This is a genomic window from Kribbella sp. NPDC049174, assembly GCF_043197365.1.
In the GTDB taxonomy this organism is placed as follows: domain Bacteria; phylum Actinomycetota; class Actinomycetes; order Propionibacteriales; family Kribbellaceae; genus Kribbella.
On the sequence record NZ_JBICSZ010000001.1, the window covers coordinates 315,107 to 335,519 of the forward strand.

The following is a 20,413-nucleotide window of genomic DNA, read 5'->3' on the forward strand; positions in this document are numbered from 1 at the left end:
ACAAAGAGTGTCGATCTGATTACCCATCGTAGCGGCCCGTTCAAGGCCGGAGTAGCGACAATTCCAATTCGTTGCCGAAGGCCCGGGAACGCCGGAAGGTGACGATTGCTCAGGGCATCTACCCCTGCGGGAACAGCACTCGGCGGGTGTGGTCGGTGTCGGTGTACTCGCGGACCGCGACGATCCGCTCGCCGGAAACAGTGAAGACCGCCGCACATTTGTTGTCGTAGGCACCACCGGCTCGCGCCGTCGCCCGGGAGGTCCACTCGGCGAACACCTGCTCGCCGTCGGCGATGACATTGGTCAACGTGATCGTCACCCGCGTCCCCGGTGCGAACAGGTCGCCCGCGGCGCCGAGGAACTCGTCGAGGACCGCGTCCCGCCCTTTCCATTCGCCGGACAACGGGAGATCGCCCGGGTACGTCCACACGACGTCCGGTGCGAAGCTGTCCCGCATCGTCGGCCGATCCCCGGCCGCCGCGGCCTCGACGTACTTGGTCACTACTGTCTTCGGGTCCATCGGTGGTGTCTCCTCCTGCAGAGTCAGTACGGCGTTGCCGCGGATGCGACGGTTGCGTAGGGCATCAAGTACGACGTCGGTCTGCGACCAGTCCTCGACCCGGCCGAGCTCTGGGTGCAGCCGGCCGGCCGCGACCAGCCGAACGAGCGTGGCCAGATCCTCGTCGTCACGGCCGTCGGTGTAGTGGAAGTGCCGGATGGTCGTGTTCTCCGGCCCGTCGAAGAGGTTGAAGAAGTCCAGCTCGACGGATCGCCGGCTCGCCTCTCCGAACCAGATCAGCTGACCGCCGGCGGTGAGCTTCGACAGTGCGATCGGCAGGCTCGAACCGCCGACCGATTCGAGCACCAGGTCGAACGGTCCGCTTGCGTCCGAGACGTCGTACACGAGGGTCTCGGCGCCGAGGTCGAGCAGTCGCTCGCCGCGTTCGGGGGTCGAGACGACGGCGGTGACGGACGCGCCGGCCGCGGCCGCGAGCTCGGTGAAGTAGTGGCCGACTCCGCCGGATGCGCCGGTCAGCAGGATCCGCCGTCCGATCACGCTGCCCGCCGTACGCAACAAACGCAGTGCGGTCAGCCCGGCCAGCGGAAGCGCGGCAGCCTGCGCAAAGGAGATGTCGTCCGGCAGTACGGCGACCTGCGTGGCCGGCGCGGCCACCCGTTCGGCCCAGCCCGAGTGCGGCAGGTGTGCGACCACCCGGGATCCGACTGGCGGGCCCTCGCCGGTCGACTCGACGACTCGACCGGCGATGTCCTTTCCCGGCCGCCAGCCGTCGCGGGGCCGTTCCAACTGGAAGGTCTCACCACGGTTGACCGAGAACGCGGCCACCTCGATGATCAGGTCCCCGGCGACCTCGTCGACATCGGCCACCGCGACCTTGCCGTTGTCCACCGGAACGATTGCTCTCATTTCCCTCTTGCTCCCTCACCTAGACTCGGCAACGACGCTACGAACCCCCTCGTGGCGAGCGGAAGACAGCACTTATTACTGCTCTAGGCACCTCATGGATACCGACCAGGTCAGAAGCAGGTGGGACGCCACGAAAGGCGCCTGCCCGACGCGTCAGGTGCTCGGCCGGATCGGCCACACCTGGACGATGCTGGTGATCAGCACGCTCGAGAAACACGGCACGCTGCGGTCCGGTCAGCTCAAGGCGCGGATCGAGGGCATCACCCAGAAGATGCTCACCCAGACCCTGCGCCAGCTCGAACGCGACGGCGTTGTCCACCGTGAGGTCGTCCCCACGGTCCCGGTCACCGTGAGCTATACGCTGACACCGCTCGGCCTGAGCCTGGCCGCGGCCGTCGCGACCATGCGGACCTGGGCCTACGACCACATGGACGAGATCATCGCGGCGCGGGAAGAGTACGACGCCAAACCCTGAGGAGTCACGTGGACCTGCAACTGTCCGGCCGGACCGCGGTCGTCACCGGAGCCAGCAAGGGCATCGGCCTGGCCTGTGCGGAGGCGCTCGCGCGCGAGGGCGCCAAGGTGACCGGAATCTCCCGTGATCCCGGCAATCTGGCGAAGGCGCAGGAGGAGTTGGCGGCCAAGGGGCTGCAGTACGACGTCGAGGCGGTGGACCTCACCGACGCCGACGCGACCAGGGCCGCGTTCGGGCGGATCGGCGTACCGGACATCCTGATCAACTGTGCGGGAGCGGCCCGCCGCACCCCGGTCGACGAGCTCGACAGCAAGGCGCTGCACGCGGCGATGGAGACGAAGTACTTCACCTACATGCACGCGACCGAGGCGATCATCCGCGCCATGGCCGAGCGCGGCAGCGGCGCGATCGTGAACGTGGTCGGCCAGGGCGGCCGCGCGGCGAACCCGCTGCACATCGGCGGCGGCGCGGCCAACGCGGCGCTGATGCTGGCGTCGGTCGGCTACGCCAAGGCGTACGCCGGTCAGGGCGTCCGGGTCAACGTGATCAACCCCGGCATGACCCGCACCGCCCGGGTGGACGAAGGACTCGAGGCCGCGGTCCGCGCGAGCGGTCGCCCGAAGGACGAACTGCTGGCGGAGATGGTCGCCGAGATCCCGATGGGTCGCGCCGGCGAACCCGCCGAGGTCGCCAACGTCGCGGTCTTCCTCGCCTCCCCGCTGGCCAGTTATGTCACCGGCGCGATCATTACCATGGACGGCGGCGTCACGTCGGCGATCTGATGTTCGAGATCGGCGAACTGGCGGGCCGGTTCGGGCTCGCGACGCATGTCCTCCGGCACTGGGAGGACGAAGGGCTGCTCACCCCGGCCGGCCGCGTCGGCGGACGACGTCAGTACGACGAATCCCACGCGGCCCGCGTGGTGATGATCCAGCGGGCCAAGGCGGCCGGCCTCAGCCTCGACCAGATCCGCCGGATGTTCGCTGCGCCGAGCGGTCGGGAACGCAAGCAGGTCCTGGTCGAGCAGGACGCCGCCCTCGACGACCACATCCGCCAGGCCCAGGAGTCCAAGCGCCTCATCGCCCACGCCCTGACCTGCGAAGCCCCCGACTTCACCGAATGCCCCCATTTCCAGTCGATGATCGCGGAGCTCAGTCCGAGAACGGGGTGATCGGGCGGGCTTGCGGTACGCCGTCGACGGTGGTGTCGACCTTCTCGTCGAAGAAGGCGATATGGCTGGCGATCGGCAGGAGTGGAGCGGTGGGGAAGTCGTAGGACCAGGCGAGATCCGCGTGCTCGCCGACGGACCACCAGGCCGAGGTCCGGCCCTTGTACGGGCAGGCGGTGACGGTGCTGCTCGGGGTGAGGTGCTCGAGCTTCACCGCCGTACGCGGGAAGTAGTAGCGCGGCGGTAGCCCGGTCTCGAAGACGATCACGGTCGACGCCGACTCGGCCAGGACGACGCCGTCGACGGCGACCTGGACGTGACGGGTCGACTTGATCGCGTCGCAGCGGGCGTACGGGTTGCGGGGGTGGACGAAGACCTCCTCGTCCTCCTCGAACCAGCTGTCCAGCGCGTCCCACTGGAACCGGACCCGGTCCTTCGCGATCCCGTCGTCATACACCCAGGCCTTGCCCGACCCGGCGGTGTGGACCCGCGCGACACCGTGGTCGAACGTCTTCGTCTCCCCGGTGTCGGTCAGCACGCCGTCCGCCACATCGGCGACCGGAATGTAGTACTGCGGGTACGGCGGCCACTCCCACAGATAGATCGCGTCCATCGTGTCCAGGACGACGCGACCGTCGAGAGTCGCGCGGATCCGGCGGGGGACCGGAGCCGTGGAGCCGGGTGGGACCAGAGTTTCGGGGTACGCGTTCATTCGTCCAGTAAAGGCACGGGGCCGGCCCAGGGGAAGGCCGGCCCCGCGATCTGTGGACAACCGTCAGACGGTGATCCAGTCGATGTCGGCGATGTAGCCGCTCGGGTTGTGCACCTTGATCGAGTTGGCTCCGGCCTGGAGCTTCATCGGCAGGTAGGTGACCTGCGGTGTACCCCAGTCGTTGTCGCCGAGGCCGTGGTAGTTCACCCAGTAGTCGTCGGCGCCGTTGACGGTGAGCATGCTCTGCCGGCTGGTGTCACCGTCGGTGTAGGCGATCTTCACCAGGTAGGTGCCGGTGGTGGGCACGGTGATGTTGTTCAGCGTCACCGACGCGTCGTAGCCGATGTTGCCGATCTTCTGACCGCCCGAGCACAGGTTGCAGCCCGAGATGCCCGCGTTGCCGGTCAGCGTGCTGGTCGACGCCTCGGCCTCGTACTTCACCGGTCCACCCGACTTCGCGGTGAACATGGTGACCGGCGCGCTCGCCTCCGACGTACGACCGCTCTTCACACCCTTCACCGTGAAGGTGTACTGCGTCTGCGGCAGCAGCCCGGTCACCACAGCGTTGCTGCTCGAGCTCGTCGCCACCTGCTTGCCGTTGGCAAACACCTGGTACGACGTGGCACCGGTGCTCGGCTGCCAGTCGAGGCTGACCGTCGTACGGCTCACGTCGGTCGCGGTCAGGTCGGCCGGCTTGGTCGGGCTGCCGACGCTGTTCGGCGTGATTTTGTAGAGCTTCGAGCCGTGGGCCGGGAGTGCCGCGCTGACCTGGCCGGCCACGTTGCGCGTGTTCCGGTCGGCCCAGACATCGCGGACGGTCGCCTTACCGGTGATGCCGAGCTGGTCGAAGTTCCCGGTCACCGTGGCAGGAGTCTCGGCCAGGTTGAACAGACCGACCGTGACACTGCCATCGGCGTTCTTGGCGTACCAGACCTGCTGCAGCTGGTCCTGGTTCAGCGGGCGGGCCGGGGTGCCGGACTGGTTGATCGCGATGACCTCGCGGTTGGTCAGCAGCTTCAGGCCGTACGCGTCGAGCTTGGTCATGTCGTCACCGACGAACAGCGGGGCCGCGTTGATCGCCCAGAACGTCATGTAGCTCTGCCGCTCGGCATCGTTGATACCGTCCATCTCCCCGACGCCGACGTTGATCGCGTCCAGGTTGTTCCAGTGACCCGGTCCGGCGTCGTCGACCCACTGCGGCAGGTCCCACCAGCGCTGCTTCACCGAGCCGTCCCAGCGGACGATGGTGTCGCAGTAGCACTCCACGTCGGTGTCGATCCGCCAGCCGTTCGAGTTCTGCTTCCAGACCTCGGCGTACCGGTGGCTGAGCGACCACGACAGCGTGTACATCATCGGGCGGCCGGAGTTCTGGACCGCGCGCCACCAGGCTTCGACGTCCTCGGTGTTGTTGTGGTTCGGGTCGTCCGGGGCGCCCTTCCAGGAGCCCGGGCCGACACCGTCCATCTTGATGAAGTCGACACCCCAGCCGGCGAACAGGTTCGCGATCGAGTCCGCGTACTTCTGCGCGCACGGGCTTTCGTAGTTGATCTTGTAGGCCTGGTCCCAGCCGTTCGTGGTGCGCAGGTCCGGGTAGACGATGTCGCGGGTGAAACAGCCGGGCGCGTCGTAGATCGGCGTGTTGCCGTCGCGGTAGACGTCGAAGCCGAGGCCGACCACGGTGTAGATGCCGAACTTCAGGCCGAGCTTGTGGATGTCGTCGCCGACCGCCTTCATCCCGCGCGGGAACCGCTGGGTGTTCGCGACCGGGCGGCCGTACTCGTCACCGCCGAGCTGCCAGCCGGCGTCGATGTTGATGTACTCGTAGCCGTACGGCTTGAGCTTGCTGGCCATCGCCTGGGCCTGGGTGAGGATGTTCTTCTCGCTGATGAAGCTGCCCGGGCCGTCCGGGTTCACACCGGGGTAGTTGGTGGACTGCAGGCTCCAGCTGCTCCAGCCCATGTACGGCTTGGCCGCGACCTGCGGGTACTTCGCCGGCGTCTTCGCCGACGGCGCCAGATCCGGGGTGCCCTGGAAGGCGGAGTCGGGCTCGACCAGGGTCGGCTTGGGACCCGGCTGGACTGCTGTTGGTTGGGCGGCGTCGGCCGGTGCGATCGCGGCTGCCGTCGACACCAGGGCGACGGCGGCGAGCACGACGGCTGCGGTACGGCGTCTGGTACGCCGGGGGGAGACAGACATGGGTGATCCTCCGGGGGAGGAGAGAGCGGACCCGTCCGACCCTAGGGTCGGTTAATTTACGTCGTCAAGTATTCGAGCCCGATGACTGTCCGTAGGTGCGGTGACCGGGACAGGACCGAGTGGCAGCTACTCGGCCCTGTCCCGGTGGCTCAGTGGTGCTGCGGCCGACGGCGTGGGCGCAGCGGGCGGGTGTGTGGATCGGTGCGCTGGTGCTGACGCCGTCCGAGCGTGAAGGGCCGCGAGGTCCGCGTCGTCGGGTGGCTGGCCGGAGCCGACAGCCGGATCGAGGTCTGCTCGAGGTTGAGCCGGACCGGCGGCTGGTGCCAGGGCGAGCGGATCCGGACCAGGACCAGCCGGAAGCGGCCGTCTCGGCGGAGCCGGAGCGCGATGGCGATGGTCGCCGCGGCCGGGATCAGGCCGGAGAGCAACAGACTGGTGCGCGCACCCCAGTTCTGGGCCAGTAAGCCGACCAGCGGACCGCCGATCGCACCGCCGCCGATGAACACCAGGTTGTAGATCCCGGAGACCCGCCCGCGGAGGCCGTCGGGGGTGGTCAGTTGAACCATCGACTGCGCGGCGGTGAGGAACATCAGGGTCGCCATGCCGAGCGCGGCCAGCAGCGGGATGAAGGTCCACAGCGACGGCTGGATCGCGGCCAGGACCTCGGTCACGGTCAGCAGCGACGCGATCCCGACCAGGTTCCGCAGGCGGGGCGTCCGGACCCGCCGTGCCGACAACAGTGCGCCGGTCAGTGCTCCCACCGCCACGACCGAGTTCAGTACGCCGTACCCGGTGGCGCCGGTGTGGAAGACGCGGTCGGCGAAGGCGGTCAGCGTGACCGGCAGGCTGATCGCGAACATGCCGTAGATGCCGACCAGCGCGATCGCCCAGCGGACGGCCGGCTCGTGGAACGCGTACCGCACGCCGTCCTTCAGCCCGTCCCGGATCCGCATCCCGGCACTCGCCCGGCGGGCCGCCTGCAGACCGGGCATCTCGTGCTCACGCATCATCAGCAGCGCGGAGATCGACGCGAGGAAGGTGGCTGCGTTCAGCGCGAAGGCCCAGCCGGTGCCGAGGGTGCCGAGCAGGATGCCGCCGAGCGCCGGGCCGATCATGCTGCCCAGCTGGAACGTCGACGAGACCATGCTGATCGCGTTCCGGACCCGCTCCTTGCCGACCAGTTCGGTGACGAAGGACTGCCGGGTCGGGTTGTCGACGGCCGTCGCGAGACCGAGGAACAGCGCCAGCAGATAGACCTGCCAGACCTGTACCTGGCCGGTGAAGGCCAGCACGGCGAGGACGGCGGCCCCCGTGCCCATCGTCGTCTGGGTGACCAGCAGGACCTTGCGTTTCGGGAAGCGGTCCGCGATCACTCCGCCGTACAGGCCGAGCAGGAGGGTGGGGAGGAACTGCAGCGCGGTGGTGATGCCGACCGCGGTGGCGCTGCCGGTGATGGTGAGCACCAGCCAGTCCTGGGCGATGCGCTGGATCCAGCCGCCGGTCGAGCTGACCAGCAGTCCGCTGACCAGTAAGCGGAAGTTGCGGACCTGCAGGGCGCTGAAGGTGTCCCGGAAGCCGGGGCGCCGCTGCGGTTCGGAGGGACTCGTACTGCGGTGGGTGTGGAAGTCGGGAGCGGATGGGACAGTACCGGTGGCCCGGGTGGTCAAGAGCGATCCCTACACGAGTGGCTGGTCAGGGGAGGACAGCTCTATCCTCACGGTTCGGTGCTGAATTCTGATAGCGAATTACTCCTATTACTCTTATAGCGTCGCGTAATGGGAGGTCCATCGATGTACGATCCGGATCAGCTGCGCACGTTCCTGGCGGTGGCGCAGTCGCTCAGTTTCACCCAGGCGGCCGACCGGCTGGGTATCCGGCAGCCGACGGTCAGCCAACATGTCCGCAAACTCGAGATGGCGGTCGGGCGACCGCTGTTCCTGCGCGACACGCGGACGGTCACCCTGACCGCGGACGGCGAGGCGATGGCCGGGTTCGCCCGGACCATCCTGGCCGCGCACGAGGAGGCGGCCGGGTACTTCACCGGCTCGGAGCTGCGCGGCCGGCTGCGGTTCGGCGTCACCGACGACCTGGCCCTGACCCCGCTGCCGCGGATCCTGCGCGACTTCCGGCAGCTGTACCCGCGGATCGACCTCGAGCTCACAGTTGCCCAGAGCCCCAACCTGCTCCGCCGGGTGGAGTCCGGTCACCTGGACCTCGCCTATGTCAAGCACAGCGTCGGCACCGGCTACGAGCCGAACGGACGGCTGGTACGGCGGGATCCGCTCGTCTGGGCCGGGATCAACGGGACCCGGATCGCGCCGGACGGTCCGGTGCCGCTGGTCGCGTACCAGGCACCCAGCCTGAGCCGGTCGCTCGGTGTGCAGACGCTGGAGCAGGCCGGCCGGTCCTGCCGGATCACCTGCATCGTCCGCGGCGTGAACGGCGTACTCGCGGCTGTCCGGGCCGGCCTCGGCATCGCGATCTTCGCCCGCTCCCTGATGCCGGCCGACCTGGTCGAACCGCCGCCGAGCGCCGGCCTGCCCGAGCTCCCGGCCATCGACCTGGTCCTGATCACCAACCCCCGCGCGGCGAAAGAACCCGCCGAAGCCCTCACTGCCGCCATCCTCGGCAGCAACGCGCCCCTCAAGCCCGACGCCGCATAAAGGACCCGCCCGGGGGCACCCGAGGGGTGACTCCAGGGAGGTCTGACATGGCGACGACGGTTGGCGACTATCTGCTCGAGCGACTCCGGGACTGGCAGGTCGACACCGTCTTCGGCTATCCGGGCGACGGCATCAACGGCATCCTCGCGGCCTGGACCCGGACCGAGGAGGGTCCGCGCTTCCTGCAGTCGCGGCATGAGGAGATGAGCGCCTTCCAGGCGGTCGGCTACGCCAAGTTCACCGGCCGCGTCGGCGTCTGCATGGCAACCTCCGGCCCCGGCGCGATCCACCTCCTGAACGGCCTGTACGACGCCAAACTCGACCACGTCCCGGTGGTCGCCATCGTGGGCCAGACGAGCCGGTCCGCGATGGGCGGCTCGTACCAGCAGGAGGTCGACCTGCACTCGCTGTTCAAGGACGTCGCGAGTGAGTACCTCGAGACGGTCAACGTGCCCGAGCAGCTGCCGAATGTGCTCGACCGGGCGATCCGGACCGCACTGGCCCGGTCTGCACCGACCGCGATCATCGTGCCCTCCGACGTCCAGGAGCTGGAGTACTCACCGCCGTCGCACGACTTCAAGATGGTCCCGTCGAGTCTCGGTTTCGCGCCGGCGACGCAGGTGCCGGACGAGGAGGCGCTGCTGCGGGCGGCCGACGTACTGAACAGTGGCGACAGGGTCGCCATCCTGGTCGGGCAGGGTGCGCGTGGTGCCCGGCGTGAGCTCGAGGTGGTCGCGGAGTTGCTGAACGCGGGCGTTGCCAAGGCGCTGCTCGGCAAGGACGTGCTGAGTGACCACCTGCCGTACGTGACCGGCTCGATCGGGTTGCTCGGGACGCGGCCGAGCTGGGAGTTGATGCAGGGCTGCGACACGTTGCTGACGGTCGGATCGAGCTTCCCGTACTCACAGTTCCTGCCGGAGTTCGGGACTGCGCGAGCGGTCCAGATCGACGTGGATCCGACCATGATCGGGATGCGGTACCCGTACGAGGTGAACCTGGTCGGCGACGCCGGGGCCACGCTGCGCGAGCTCACGCCGTACCTGCTGCAGAAGGAGGACCGGTCCTGGCGGTCCGGGATCGAGGACGGCGTCAAGCGCTGGTGGGAGGTGATGGCCGCGGCCGCGCAGGTCGAGGCGGACCCGGTGAACCCGCAACGGCTGTTCCACGAGTTCTCCGAACGGCTGCCGGACGACTGCACCGTCGTCGCGGACTCCGGCTCGGCGGCCGACTGGTACGCGCGGCAGGTGCGGTTCAACGACAGCACCCACGGTTCGCTGTCCGGGACGCTGGCGACGATGGGGTCCGCGGTGCCGTACGCGATCGGCGCGAAGTTCGGTCACCCTGGGAAGCCGGTGGTCGCGTTCTCCGGGGACGGTGCGATGCAGATGAACGGGCTGGCCGAGTTGATCACGATCAAGCGGTACTGGCAGGAGTGGAGCGATCCGCGGCTGGTGATCGCCGTCCTGCACAACAATGACCTCAACCAGGTGACCTGGGAGATGCGGTCGTTGCAGGGCGCGCCGAAGTTCCCGGACTCGCAGACGCTGCCGGACGTCGACTATGCGGCCTTCGCGCGCTCGGTGGGGCTCTCGGCGATCACGATCCGGGACGGTGACTACCTCGGGATGGCCTGGGACAGCGCACTCGCCTCGGACCGGCCGATGCTGCTCGATGTGTACTGCGATCCCGACGTACCGCCGATTCCGCCGCATGCGAGCTGGGACGAGATCCAGAAGCTGGCCAAGTCGTTGTGGCGCGGCGACGAGGACCGCTGGGGTGTGCTGAAGGAAGGCGTGAAGACCAAGCTCCAGGAGCTACGGAACTAGCGCGTCGCCCCGGATGACGAGCGCTGCCACGCTGACCGCGGCGACCGCGATGGTGACCAGGAAGGGTGCGTTCTTCCAGCTCAGAATGGTGATCAGGAGGGCCGCGACGATCGCCAGGACGATCCAGCCGATCAGGCCGACCGGTCCGGGCGGGGCGACGACGAGCAGGATCGTGGCCGCCGCCAACGGGACCGGGGCGAGCAGCCGGGCCGCGCTGCCGAGGCGTTGCGGCCAGCCGCGGACGCCGGTGGCGAGGTCGTCGGCCAGATCGGGTACGACGTTTGCCAGGTGGGCACCGACTCCGAGCAGGGCGGTGGCGGCCGTCGCCCACCAGGGCGCCCAGGTGCCGGTCGTGCCGAGGGTGACGAACGAGGGCAGCGCCCCGAACGCGACGGCGTACGGGAGCCAGGAGATCGCGGTCGACTTGAGGCCGAGGTTGTACGCCCAGGCGCAGGCGACGAAGAGCAGATGCATCAGGCCGGCGGCGATCCCGTTGGCCAGTGAGACCGGGATGGTGACGATGAGCATGACCGTCGCACCCACCATCAGCGTGCGGCGACTCACCAGTCCACGTACCACGGGCTTGTCCTGGCGGTTCACAATGGTGTCGCGGGCGGCATCTATCGCGTCATTGCTCCAGCCGATCGAGAGGTGGCCGGTGAGGATCGTTGCTGCGACGAGGAGACACCCGGCCGGACTTCGCCCGGCCGACCAGGCCACGGCCGTGGTGAGTGCGGTGACCGCGGCCGTCGGTCCGGGATGGCAGGCGAGCGCGAGACCTCGCACGGTCGTGACGACTGGGCTCACCGAAGTAACGATGCCACGATGACGCGGATCGCCGCGGTTCGGCCCGCGTTGCCGCCGAACCGGTATCCGCAGTCTTCCTTGACCGAGGCCTTCGCCTCGATCTGTCTGCCGGACGGCAGTGGTACGGCGTTGCTCCGCCGGCTGCACGCGAACGCGGGGGTGTCGTACCGGCATCTGGCGTTGCCGCTGGAGCAGTACGCCGTACTCAAGGACTTCGGCGAGGCGAACGACGCCTGGATCGCGGCGGCCGTGGACCTCGGTGCGGAGGCGGTCGCGGGGGCGGTGAAGGATGCCGGGCTGACGCTCGAGGATGTCGATCTGCTGATGTTCACCACGGTGACCGGGGTGGCGGCGCCTTCGATCGACGCGCGGGTCGCGCTGCGGTTGGGGTTGCGGGAGGACGTCAAGCGGCTGCCGTTGTTCGGGCTGGGCTGTGTGGGCGGTGCGGCGGGGATCGCCCGGGTGCACGACTATCTGAAGGCGTGGCCGACGCACGTCGCCGTACTGCTGTCGGTCGAGTTGTGCTCGCTCACTCTGCAACGGGACGACTCTTCGTTGCCGAACCTCGTGGGTGGGGCGCTGTTCGGAGACGGTGCGGCTGCGGTGGTGATGACCGGGTCGGAGCATCCGTTGGCGTCCGGGCCGTCGGTGGTGGCGACGCGGAGCCGGCTGTATCCGGAGTCCGAGCGGGTGATGGGGTGGGATGTCGGGTCGGGCGGATTCCGGATCGTGCTCGGGGCGGACGTGCCGGACGTGGTGCGGACGTACCTCGGCGGGGACGTGCGCGAGTTCTTGTCCGGTCATGGGTTGACCGTGCCGGAGATCGGGACCTGGGTGAGCCATCCGGGCGGACCGAAGGTGCTGGAGGCGGTGGCGGAGACGCTGTCGTTGCGGCCGGGCGCGCTGGACCTGACCTGGCAGTCGCTCGATGCGGTCGGCAACTTGTCGTCGTCATCGGTGTTGCACGTGCTGGGTGAGACCTTGCGACGGGATCCTGTCGGGATGGGACTGCTACTGGCCATGGGCCCGGGATTCTGCTCGGAACTCGTCCTACTGGAGTGGCCGTGACAGTGCTTTTGGCCGGGCCTCCGGCGCCGGCGTGGTCATGGGGCCTTGGCTCCCGGCCTTCCCTCGTCACTCCAGTCGCTGCGCTCCCTCCGCTCCTCAGTCCAGGCCGGGAGGCCCCATGACCTGGTACGTCGTACTCGTGGTGCTGGTCGGGTTCGAGCGGGTGGCTGAGCTGGTGGTGTCGCTGCGGAACGCGCGGTGGAGTTTCGCGCAGGGCGGCGTGGAGTCGGGGCGCGGGCACTATCCGTTCATGGTGGTGCTGCACACCGGGCTGCTGGTCGGGTGTCTGGTGGAGGCGGCTCACCGGCCGTTCGTGCCGTGGCTCGGGTGGACGATGTTCGTGGTGGTGCTGCTGTCGCAGGGGTTGCGGTGGTGGTGCATCGCGGTGCTCGGCCGTCAGTGGAACACGCGCGTGATCGTCGTACCAGGGCTGCGGCTGGTTGCGGGCGGCCCGTATCGGTGGCTGCGTCATCCGAACTACGTCGCCGTGGTTGCCGAGGGCATCGCGTTGCCGCTGGTCCACACGGCCTGGGTGACGGCACTGGTCTTCACCGTGCTGAACATCCCGTTGCTGGCGGTCCGCATCCGGGCCGAGGAGGCGGCGTTGAACTCCGCCCTGCAGAAGTGATCGACCTGCTGGTGGCCGGCGCCGGTCCGGCCGGTGCCGCGACCGCGATCCGGGCGGCTATGGCCGGCATGTCGGTGGTGGTCGTCGAGCCGCGGTCAGCCCCGATCGACAAGGCCTGCGGTGAAGGCATCGCCCACAGCGCGGTCGAGTATCTGGGCCGGTTGGGGGTGGACTTGTCCGGCCGTCCGTTTCACGGCATCAGATACCTGGACGCCAACCACCAGGTCGATGCCCGCTTCCGGGCAGGCCCCGGTCTGGGCGTCCGTCGCACCACCTTGCACAAAGGGCTGATGCGTCGCCTCGCCGAACTGGACATCCCGGTCGTCCAGGCTCGTGTCGGCCCCATCACCCAGAACACCACCTCGGTCACCGCCGCCGGCTACACCGCCCGCTACCTGGCCGCTGCCGACGGCTTGCACTCTGGCATCCGTCGCCAACTAGGTCTCACCGCCACCCCCTCCAGCCTTCCAGCGGCCGCTCGCCTCGCCCTCACCCCTAGCCGTCCCGGAGCCGCTCGCCTCGCCCCCAGCTCCGGCGCCGCAGGCGGCGTACGCCGTGGACTGCGCCAGCACTTCTCCGTGTCTCCCTGGACCGACCTCGTCGAGGTCTACTGGTCATCGCTCGGGGAGGCCTACGTGACACCTGTTGCCGACGACCTCGTGGGCGTCGCCATCCTCACCTCAGCCCGGGGGACCTTCGACTCCCACCTCGACGCCTTCCCGGCGCTCAAGCGGCGGCTGCGCGGCGCCTGCCCCGCGAACGCGGTGATGGGAGCCGGGCCACTACGCCAGAGAGTACGTGCGCGCGTGGCCGGGCGGGTGCTGCTCGTCGGCGATGCAGCCGGGTACGTCGACGCGCTCACCGGTGAGGGCATCGCGGTCGCGCTGCGAACCTCCGCGGAGCTGGTCCGCTGTGTGGAACAGGATCGCCCGGAGTACTATGAAGCGGCCTGGCGACGGGTGTCCTGGGAGTGCCGGCTGCTGACCGGATCGTTGCTCTGGGCCCGCAACAGATCGTTGCTCGCACCCCGTATCGTGCCGGCCGCCGCGCTGCTTCCGGGTCTCTATGCCCAGATCGTCAACCGGCTGGCCTGATGTCCCCGTCGTCCTGATTTCCCTGTCGGAGCAGGGAATTCTCTTGGGGCCCGGCGATCGCTCAGACAACCGCCGGGCCCACGAGAAGCCCGAGCTTCCTGGTGAAAAGCTCGGACCGGCCGGTCCAGCCTCCTGGTGAAAGGCTGGAACGGTGCCCCAGCTTCCTGGTGAAAAGCTGGGACAGTCCTTGGGGGTGTTGCTCGGTGTTTCTGAGGAAGACTTAATCAGGCGGATGTTGCCCAACAGTTGCCGGAATGTGAAGCCTTGTTACGGAGGGCTGTGGCGAACATCTCAGTGCTCTGTTCGCACCGCCGCGATCTGCAGTTGCAAGGCGAGCCGCTCGCGCGGATTCGACAGATCCAACGCGGCGATCTCACCGATCCGTTTCATCCGGTGCCGCAATGTGTTGGTGTGCAAGTGAAGTTCTCGCGCCGCACGCTGCGGCTGACCCGGATAATCCAGCCACGCCTGCAACGTGTCGACGAACCCGGTGTCGTGCTCGATGTCGTGTCGCAGCAGTGTGGCGAGCGGTCCGTCCAGCTTGCTGGTGTCCAACGAGGTGACGGCCCGGTGAACAGTCAGCACATGCCAGGCCTCTTCCACGCGTAATGCGGGTCCGGGTGCGGCTCCCCGCCGTACCAGGCCCAGCAACTCGACTGCCTGGGCGCGTGAGCTCGGCAGGTCGGCCGGACCACGTGCGGGACCGCCTGCCGCGGCGATGGTGCCGGGAGCGGTCCTGGCCTGCTCGGCGACCAGCTTGCGCAGCCAGTTCCACGAGCCGGGGCCGTCCGCGTCTGTGACGACAGCCAGCACGGTGCCGTCGAGGTCTGCGAGTTGCGGCTCGCTCCACCCGTGCCGACGACCGGTCGACTCCCACAGATCGAGTTGCTGCGGTACGTCGTACCCGTCTGGCGAGCCGAGTGCGACAACCCGCCAGGGCTGGGGTGGTAGCCGTACGTCGATCGGATTGTCGGGGGAGAACTGCCGGAGGATCGTCCGCAGCCGGTCGATGGCACTCCGCCGTGCAACGTCCGCCTGTGCTCGTAGCCGCAGCAGATGCAGTGCCAGCACCGACGCAGCGTTGCTCAGCTCGGCCGTCACCTCGTCACTGACCGGTCCGTCCACGACAGCCCAGATGGACCCGAGCCACTCACCACCAGCCCGCACAGGTACGACGAGACGCGGGCGGATGCCGTTCGGACCGTTAGGCACCAGGAACGGCTCGCTGGACCGCGCCAGCCGGCGGAAGATGCCACGGGCCCGGAAGTGCGCGATCACCTCGGCCGGGACGCGTCGGCCGACGATGGTGGAGACACGGGTGGGGTCGGTGAAGTCCTGGCCGGAGGAGTAGGCCAGCACGCGTGACTGGTTGTCCTCGATGGTGACGGGTGCGTCCACGATCGCTGCGGCCGCGTCTGCGAGTGCGAACAACTCCTGGTGCACTCCGGCGTCTCCAGCGACAGGGGAGTCGGGTGCACCGGCTCTGTCGATGACACCGCGCAGCAGCCAGACCACGTGGGCCCAGGTGACGCTCGGCTGCAATGCGACGAGTGTGAGCAACCAGCGCTCGGCTGCCGCGACCACAGTGGGCTCGTGGGCGAGCGTCGTACGCAGAACGACTCCTGACGCGTTGCCGGCGGCGCAGCGCTCTACCAGCTCCACAGCGTCCTCTGCGTCACGCAGACCGAGTCCGAGCACCAGATCGCCGGGCTGACCGGTCGCGGGCTCCTGGGGGTCGGCGAGGAAGACGTCACGGACCTCTCCGTCGCCCTTGCCGGTCACCACCACCTCGAACAGGGCAGGGCCGACGGCGACGATCAGGTCAGGCGCGGTGATCATGGGGTTATTGTGCTCTGCGCACAGTCATTTGTCTCTTCTGTGGTGTGATCGCACCATGACAGCGGCCGTTCGCGGCCGCACCATCGATACATGGTCGCTGCTGGTTCCACTCACATCGTTCCCGATCGCGTCGCCGTCGTCGGCGCGGGCATGGTCGGACTCGCCACCGCCTGGTTCCTCCAGGAAGCCGGCGTCGAGGTCACCGTGCTCGATCGCGAAGGCGTCGCCGCGGGCGCGTCCTGGGGCAACGCCGGCTGGCTCACGCCCGGCCTGGCCACCCCGCTGCCGGAACCGGCCGTCCTCAAGTACGGCGTCCGCGCGGTGCTGAGCCCCTCCTCACCGGTGTACGTTCCACCGACCGCGAGCCCGCGGCTCCTCAGTTTCCTCACCCGCTTCGCTCGCAACAGCACCGCCGGACGCTGGAAGACCGCGATGGAGTCGCTGGTCCCGATCAACCGGCAGGCCCTGACCGCGTTCGACTTCCTGGCCAAGGCCGGCGTCGAGGCGCAGACGTACGAGGCCAAGTCGTTCCTGGCGGCGTACCGGACCGAGGCCGAGCGCAGCGTGCTGCTCGAGGAGATCGAGCACATCCACGCGGCCGGCCAGGGCATCGAGTTCGAGCCGATCAGCGGTGACGACGCCCGCGAGATCGAGCCCTCGCTGTCCGACCAGATCGGCGCCGCGATCCGGCTGCACGGGCAGCGGTTCATCAACCCCGGCGATTATGTGCAGATGCTGGCCGACTCGGTGATCGCCCGCGGCGGGCAGATCATCAGCGGAGTGGTCGTGAAGGACATCATCGACGAGATCCGCGGCGTGCGCCTCGTCACCGGCGACGGTGAGACCGACCCGTTCGACGCCGTCGTGATGGCGACCGGCGCGTGGCTCGGCGATCTGGCCCGGCAGTACGGCGTTCGCACTGTCGTCCAGGCGGGTCGTGGCTACAGCTTCAGCGTGCCGATCGCGCACGTACCGGCCGGGCCGGTGTACTTCCCGGCGCAGCGGATCGCCTGCACGCCGCTCGGTGACCGGCTCCGGGTCGCCGGGATGATGGAGTTCCGCAAGCCGGACGCGAAGCTTGACCCGCGCCGGATCGACGCGATCGTCGAGGCGGCCCGGCCGCTGCTGCGCGACGCCGACCTGGACGCCCGGACCTTCGAGTGGGTCGGCCCGCGCCCGTGCACCCCGGACGGTCTCCCGCTGATCGGCGCCACCGCGTCACCGCGCGTCTTCGCCGCCGGCGGTCACGGTATGTGGGGTATCACCCTCGGCCCGATCACCGGACAGCTGCTGGCCGAGACCATCACCACCGGCCGCACTCCGCGCGAGCTGGCACCGTTCAACCCACTCCGCTGACCACAACGGGAGGGACCCCGACGACACGGTCCCTCCACCTGCGCTGACCCACGCCTCGAGCGGCACTCCAGGTGACCCGGGCGGTTCTGCCTCACCCGCCCTGCGCCACAGTGGCTCACCTGCCGCCGCCTCCGGTCAGCCCGGAGCGGGCCCTGGCCACGTTCTCCTGCCCAGGGCCCGCTCCCATCACGTTGTGACAGGGTGTTTGCCCATGGACGTCGCCATCGGATCGGCAGTAGAGGACAAACGGCTGCCTGACCTTCTCGAGCTGTTCCGCTCGGCATGGTGGACGGCGGACCGGGGTGCTGACGAGGTGGCTCAGATGCTGCAGCAGTCGGACATCATCACCGTTCTGACCGATCGCCCGACGAACCGCTTGGTCGGCTTCGCGAGAGTCCTCACCGACTACACGTACGTCGCCCTGGTTCTCGACGTAGTCGTCTCCGAGGCTCACCGCGGCTCCGGCCTCGGCGCTCGGCTGCTGGATGCCGTCGTACACCACCCCGCGCTGGCAACCGTCCGCAGCCTCGAACTCGTCTGCCAGCCAGAACTGGTCCCGTTCTACCGCCAGTGGGGTTTCACCGACGAGGTCGGCCGCTCCCTCCTCATGCGCCGTACCAGCGACGCCCGGCTGACAACCTGAGCCTGGCCGGGGTGTTGCCGAACGTCTCGGCGCGGAGCACCATCGTTGACACCCTCAACGACCTGGGAGGCCGGGGCGATGTCCGACAGCAACGAAGGGCAGTCAGGTTCGGGCCGCCACGCTCCACAGCCGTTCAGTCAGCCCCAGATGGCTCCTCAGGTGCCCGTTCCGCGCGGCCCGGCTCCGCGGCGGAGCTCCTGGCTGGACCAGGCACCGCGGGTTCTCGACGTCGCGGCTCGGGTCGTCTGTCTGCTGGCGGGCGTGGGTCTGCTCGTCACCGGCCTTGTGGGGCTCTTCTCCGACGTCGACGAAAGCGTTCTGGCCTTGGTGCTGGCTCTCGGCGTCCTGCTGCTCATCGCGCCGTCGATCGTCGACCGGATCCGGGCGATGAGACTCGGCCAGTTCGAGGTGCAACTGATCCGCCAAGTCGCCGCCACCGCCCGCGACGCTGCCAACACGCTGCAGCGACTTGGTCTCGGCCGCGAGCTCGACGCGTACGCCACGGTCTACACCGAGCTACGTGGCCCCGAACTGAGGAACGTCCGCGCGATGGTGCTCGACCGCATCATCGAGCGGGTATCCAGCGCGGCGGTGGTCGAGAAGTTCGACCAGGACGAGGTCAAGGCGATGTTCCGCGAAGGTACGCCGATCGTGCGCGTGCTCGCCCTGGGGCTGATGGAGGGCGATCCCTCCCTGATCGACGGCGAGATCCTGCTCGAGGCCGTCAGCCGCTCGCTGACCGGCAACGAGCAGTACCACGCGCTCAGGCTGGTCCGCGACGAGTGGCACCGCCTGTCGCCGGTCGACCATGCCGCCCTGCGGTCGGCGATCGATGCCAGTCCGAACCTCAGGGACGGCAGCGCAAGGGCTGAGATCGCACAACAAATCCGGGCACTCAGTCGTTGAGTGCCCGGATTCGTTGGACAGCTTGCTGTGAGCTGAGCCCACAGTCAGACAGGTATTTGACTCAGTGAGTGTGCGGCTCGGTGCCGTGCTCGGCCTCGTGAGCGGCGATCTGGGCCCGGACCTCGTCCATGTCGACAGCGCGGAGCTGGCCGATCAGGTCCTCCAGGGCGGGCGCCGGCAGCGCGCCGGGCTGGGAGTACAGGACGACGCCGTCGCGGACCGCCATCAGGGTCGGAATCGAACGGATGTCGAACGCCTGGGCGAGCTCGACCTGTGCCTCGGTGTCGACCTTGCCGAAGGTGATGTCCGTGTGCGCCTCGGACGACTTCTCGTACACCGGTCCGAACATCTTGCACGGGCCACACCACTCCGCCCAGAAGTCCACCAGCACGAGACCGTCACCGCTGACGACCTCGTTGAAGTTCTCCTGGGACAGCTCGACCGTTGCCACTACGACCTCCGAAGTTAGACGAATACAGCCTCTACAACACCGAACCGGCCGCGGGTGTTCCCGGCCGAGGTACGTCGTACCGGCCGGTGACAGCAGGTACGACGTACAAGCGTTTGACCGTATCGGCAGGTGACCGAAATGCGGAGCAGCGGGTGTGACCTGGCACACGTCCAGATCAGATCGGCATGTCCACGAAGGGTGACGCATAGTCCTGGACCTCGTCGAGGATCGACGCGGCGGCCTCCGGTGTCAGCTCGGCCCGGTCGCGCTCGGCGACGACCATCTGACGCAGCAACCGGGTCTCGCCGGCCGTGGCCAGTCCGGTGATCTCCGGGTGCCCGTTGAGCAGCCACGCGGTCGCCGCGGTGATGTAGCGCTGCTCGTCGAACGGCCGGTACCAGGTGTCGTACGCCTTCTCCTCGCCGTCGTGCCAGTTGCGCCGGGCAATCATCTTGATCGTCATCAGCGCGGCGTCGGACGCCTTCACCGCGTCCACCAGGGCAGCGTAGTCGGCGGCGTACTGCGGATCCGTCGACAATCGGTAGTTCAGCGGTGTGAGCACACTGTCGAAATCGAACCGGCGCAGTCCCTCGGTGTGGACGGCCGGCGCCTGCGCGGTGTGCCCGGTGATCCCGATCGCCCGGACCAGACCCTGTTCCTTGGCCTGGATCGCCGCTTCGAGCGAACCGCCCGTGCCGGTGACGAGATCGAGATTCTCCAGATCGCAGACCGCGTGCATCTGGATCAGGTCGACGTGGTCGGTCTGCAGTCGCTCCAGCGAGCGGTTGATCTCGGCCCAGGCCTCTTCCTTGGTCCGGCGGCCGGTCTTGGTCGCGAGGAAGATGCGGTCGCGGATCTCCGGCATCCGCGGACCGAGCCGGATCTCGGCGTCGCCGTAGTCGGCCGCGACGTCGAAGTGGTTGATACCGGCATCGAGGGCCTCCTGGATCGAGGCATCGGCCCGATCCTGGTCGACCCCACCGAGTGACGCGGCGCCGTAGATGAGGACCGAGCTGTCGTGCCCGAGTCTGCCCAGTCGGCGAGTTTCCATCCTGGTCCTCCAGGGGTAGCAGGGTTATGGCGACCCTATGCCCGGCACTGCGTTTTGACCCCTCGCCACGGGAGAGTTTTCCACAGGCTGAGACTACCGATCGG

General features: G+C 68.5%; 19 protein-coding genes. 11 read left to right on the top strand and 8 right to left on the bottom strand.

The genetic code is table 11. The features are described from left to right. Nucleotides 1-118 precede the first annotated feature (118 nt). Nucleotides 119-1,426 carry a nuclear transport factor 2 family protein gene (locus ACGFIF_RS01540; protein WP_393150218.1) on the bottom strand — a complete coding sequence of 436 codons (1,308 nt, stop codon included), beginning with the start codon at nucleotides 1,424-1,426 and terminating at the stop codon, nucleotides 119-121. A gap of 94 nt (nucleotides 1,427-1,520) precedes the next feature. Between ACGFIF_RS01540 and ACGFIF_RS01545 the strand changes: the two genes are divergently transcribed. From ACGFIF_RS01545 to ACGFIF_RS01555, 3 genes are read left to right on the top strand one after another with little or no spacing between them, the layout of a single operon-like run. Then, entirely contained in the window at nucleotides 1,521-1,901 is a 381-nt protein-coding gene (locus ACGFIF_RS01545) for a winged helix-turn-helix transcriptional regulator (protein ID WP_393150220.1), read from the top strand. A gap of 8 nt (nucleotides 1,902-1,909) precedes the next feature. Then, entirely contained in the window at nucleotides 1,910-2,683 is a 774-nt protein-coding gene (locus tag ACGFIF_RS01550; RefSeq protein ID WP_393150222.1) for an SDR family NAD(P)-dependent oxidoreductase, read from the top strand. Next, nucleotides 2,683-3,072: a MerR family transcriptional regulator gene (locus ACGFIF_RS01555; protein WP_393150224.1), complete on the top strand. Its 390-nt coding sequence runs from the start codon at nucleotides 2,683-2,685 to the stop codon at nucleotides 3,070-3,072. The genes ACGFIF_RS01550 and ACGFIF_RS01555 overlap by 1 nt, the downstream gene beginning before the upstream one ends. Here ACGFIF_RS01555 and ACGFIF_RS01560 read toward each other — a convergent pair. The 3 genes from ACGFIF_RS01560 to ACGFIF_RS01570 all read right to left on the bottom strand — a co-directional run bounded on the left by ACGFIF_RS01560 (nucleotide 3,053) and on the right by ACGFIF_RS01570 (nucleotide 7,644). Beyond that, the gene (locus ACGFIF_RS01560; protein ID WP_393150226.1) at nucleotides 3,053-3,781 is read right to left on the bottom strand and encodes a DUF427 domain-containing protein; all 729 of its coding nucleotides are present in this window, start codon (nucleotides 3,779-3,781) and stop codon (nucleotides 3,053-3,055) included. The genes ACGFIF_RS01555 and ACGFIF_RS01560 overlap by 20 nt on opposite strands. A 63-nt stretch (nucleotides 3,782-3,844) precedes the next feature. Continuing rightward, a complete protein-coding gene (locus ACGFIF_RS01565) occupies nucleotides 3,845-5,977 on the bottom strand; it encodes a fibronectin type III domain-containing protein (RefSeq protein WP_393150228.1) in 2,133 nt (710 codons plus the stop codon). 149 nt (nucleotides 5,978-6,126) lie between these two features. Continuing rightward, nucleotides 6,127-7,644, bottom strand: a complete 1,518-nt coding sequence (locus ACGFIF_RS01570) for an MFS transporter (RefSeq protein ID WP_393150230.1) — start codon at nucleotides 7,642-7,644, stop codon at nucleotides 6,127-6,129. A gap of 123 nt (nucleotides 7,645-7,767) precedes the next feature. Between ACGFIF_RS01570 and ACGFIF_RS01575 the strand changes: the two genes are divergently transcribed. Both ACGFIF_RS01575 and ACGFIF_RS01580 read left to right on the top strand, forming a co-directional pair. Further along, on the top strand, nucleotides 7,768-8,640 hold the full coding sequence (locus ACGFIF_RS01575; protein ID WP_393150232.1) for a LysR substrate-binding domain-containing protein: 873 nt from the start codon (nucleotides 7,768-7,770) through the stop codon (nucleotides 8,638-8,640). 47 nt (nucleotides 8,641-8,687) lie between these two features. Then, a complete protein-coding gene (locus ACGFIF_RS01580; RefSeq protein ID WP_393150234.1) occupies nucleotides 8,688-10,466 on the top strand; it encodes a thiamine pyrophosphate-requiring protein in 1,779 nt (592 codons plus the stop codon). Here ACGFIF_RS01580 and ACGFIF_RS01585 read toward each other — a convergent pair. Further along, nucleotides 10,455-11,273: a UbiA family prenyltransferase gene (locus ACGFIF_RS01585; RefSeq protein WP_393150236.1), complete on the bottom strand. Its 819-nt coding sequence runs from the start codon at nucleotides 11,271-11,273 to the stop codon at nucleotides 10,455-10,457. The genes ACGFIF_RS01580 and ACGFIF_RS01585 overlap by 12 nt on opposite strands. A gap of 18 nt (nucleotides 11,274-11,291) precedes the next feature. Between ACGFIF_RS01585 and ACGFIF_RS01590 the strand changes: the two genes are divergently transcribed. The 3 genes from ACGFIF_RS01590 to ACGFIF_RS01600 all read left to right on the top strand — a co-directional run bounded on the left by ACGFIF_RS01590 (nucleotide 11,292) and on the right by ACGFIF_RS01600 (nucleotide 14,063). Beyond that, nucleotides 11,292-12,341 carry a type III polyketide synthase gene (locus ACGFIF_RS01590; protein ID WP_393150238.1) on the top strand — a complete coding sequence of 350 codons (1,050 nt, stop codon included), beginning with the start codon at nucleotides 11,292-11,294 and terminating at the stop codon, nucleotides 12,339-12,341. 118 nt (nucleotides 12,342-12,459) lie between these two features. Further along, nucleotides 12,460-12,969, top strand: coding sequence for an isoprenylcysteine carboxyl methyltransferase family protein (locus tag ACGFIF_RS01595; RefSeq protein WP_393150240.1), 510 nt, complete (start codon nucleotides 12,460-12,462; stop codon nucleotides 12,967-12,969). Beyond that, nucleotides 12,966-14,063, top strand: a complete 1,098-nt coding sequence (locus ACGFIF_RS01600) for an NAD(P)/FAD-dependent oxidoreductase (RefSeq protein ID WP_393150242.1) — start codon at nucleotides 12,966-12,968, stop codon at nucleotides 14,061-14,063. Before ACGFIF_RS01595 ends, ACGFIF_RS01600 begins: the two co-directional genes overlap by 4 nt. 291 nt (nucleotides 14,064-14,354) lie before the next feature. Here ACGFIF_RS01600 and ACGFIF_RS01605 read toward each other — a convergent pair whose 3' ends face one another. After that, nucleotides 14,355-15,902 (bottom strand): helix-turn-helix domain-containing protein, encoded by a 1,548-nt coding sequence (locus tag ACGFIF_RS01605; RefSeq protein WP_393150244.1) that lies wholly within the window; start codon nucleotides 15,900-15,902, stop codon nucleotides 14,355-14,357. Between the two features lie 90 nt (nucleotides 15,903-15,992). Here ACGFIF_RS01605 and ACGFIF_RS01610 point away from each other — a divergent pair, with 90 nt between their 5' ends. The 3 genes from ACGFIF_RS01610 to ACGFIF_RS01620 all read left to right on the top strand — a co-directional run bounded on the left by ACGFIF_RS01610 (nucleotide 15,993) and on the right by ACGFIF_RS01620 (nucleotide 18,807). Further along, nucleotides 15,993-17,258 (top strand): NAD(P)/FAD-dependent oxidoreductase, encoded by a 1,266-nt coding sequence (locus ACGFIF_RS01610; RefSeq protein WP_393150246.1) that lies wholly within the window; start codon nucleotides 15,993-15,995, stop codon nucleotides 17,256-17,258. Nucleotides 17,259-17,469: 211 nt separating this feature from the next. After that, nucleotides 17,470-17,901, top strand: a complete 432-nt coding sequence (locus tag ACGFIF_RS01615; protein ID WP_393150248.1) for a GNAT family N-acetyltransferase — start codon at nucleotides 17,470-17,472, stop codon at nucleotides 17,899-17,901. A 147-nt stretch (nucleotides 17,902-18,048) separates the two neighbouring features. After that, complete coding sequence (locus ACGFIF_RS01620; RefSeq protein ID WP_393150250.1) at nucleotides 18,049-18,807, top strand: hypothetical protein; 759 nt, start codon at nucleotides 18,049-18,051, stop codon at nucleotides 18,805-18,807. 61 nt (nucleotides 18,808-18,868) lie between these two features. Here ACGFIF_RS01620 and trxA read toward each other — a convergent pair whose 3' ends face one another. After that, a complete protein-coding gene (gene trxA / locus ACGFIF_RS01625; RefSeq protein WP_393150252.1) occupies nucleotides 18,869-19,258 on the bottom strand; it encodes a thioredoxin in 390 nt (129 codons plus the stop codon). Nucleotides 19,259-19,433: 175 nt separating this feature from the next. Then, complete coding sequence (locus ACGFIF_RS01630; protein ID WP_393150254.1) at nucleotides 19,434-20,309, bottom strand: aldo/keto reductase; 876 nt, start codon at nucleotides 20,307-20,309, stop codon at nucleotides 19,434-19,436. Nucleotides 20,310-20,413: the final 104 nt, after the last annotated feature.

What these genes read in the sequence shown, in the direction of transcription:
- ACGFIF_RS01540 (WP_393150218.1), bottom strand. Translation starts at nt 1,426, where the DNA reads ATGAGAGCAATCGTTCCGGTGGACAACGGCAAGGTCGCGGTGGCCGAT.
- ACGFIF_RS01545 (WP_393150220.1), top strand. Translation starts at nt 1,521, where the DNA reads ATGGATACCGACCAGGTCAGAAGCAGGTGGGACGCCACGAAAGGCGCC.
- ACGFIF_RS01555 (WP_393150224.1), top strand. Translation starts at nt 2,683, where the DNA reads ATGTTCGAGATCGGCGAACTGGCGGGCCGGTTCGGGCTCGCGACGCAT.
- ACGFIF_RS01560 (WP_393150226.1), bottom strand. Translation starts at nt 3,781, where the DNA reads ATGAACGCGTACCCCGAAACTCTGGTCCCACCCGGCTCCACGGCTCCG.
- ACGFIF_RS01565 (WP_393150228.1), bottom strand. Translation starts at nt 5,977, where the DNA reads ATGTCTGTCTCCCCCCGGCGTACCAGACGCCGTACCGCAGCCGTCGTG.
- ACGFIF_RS01575 (WP_393150232.1), top strand. Translation starts at nt 7,768, where the DNA reads ATGTACGATCCGGATCAGCTGCGCACGTTCCTGGCGGTGGCGCAGTCG.
- ACGFIF_RS01580 (WP_393150234.1), top strand. Translation starts at nt 8,688, where the DNA reads ATGGCGACGACGGTTGGCGACTATCTGCTCGAGCGACTCCGGGACTGG.
- ACGFIF_RS01590 (WP_393150238.1), top strand. Translation starts at nt 11,292, where the DNA reads ATGACGCGGATCGCCGCGGTTCGGCCCGCGTTGCCGCCGAACCGGTAT.
- ACGFIF_RS01595 (WP_393150240.1), top strand. Translation starts at nt 12,460, where the DNA reads ATGACCTGGTACGTCGTACTCGTGGTGCTGGTCGGGTTCGAGCGGGTG.
- ACGFIF_RS01605 (WP_393150244.1), bottom strand. Translation starts at nt 15,902, where the DNA reads ATGATCACCGCGCCTGACCTGATCGTCGCCGTCGGCCCTGCCCTGTTC.
- ACGFIF_RS01610 (WP_393150246.1), top strand. Translation starts at nt 15,993, where the DNA reads ATGGTCGCTGCTGGTTCCACTCACATCGTTCCCGATCGCGTCGCCGTC.
- ACGFIF_RS01615 (WP_393150248.1), top strand. Translation starts at nt 17,470, where the DNA reads ATGGACGTCGCCATCGGATCGGCAGTAGAGGACAAACGGCTGCCTGAC.
- ACGFIF_RS01620 (WP_393150250.1), top strand. Translation starts at nt 18,049, where the DNA reads ATGGCTCCTCAGGTGCCCGTTCCGCGCGGCCCGGCTCCGCGGCGGAGC.
- ACGFIF_RS01630 (WP_393150254.1), bottom strand. Translation starts at nt 20,309, where the DNA reads ATGGAAACTCGCCGACTGGGCAGACTCGGGCACGACAGCTCGGTCCTC.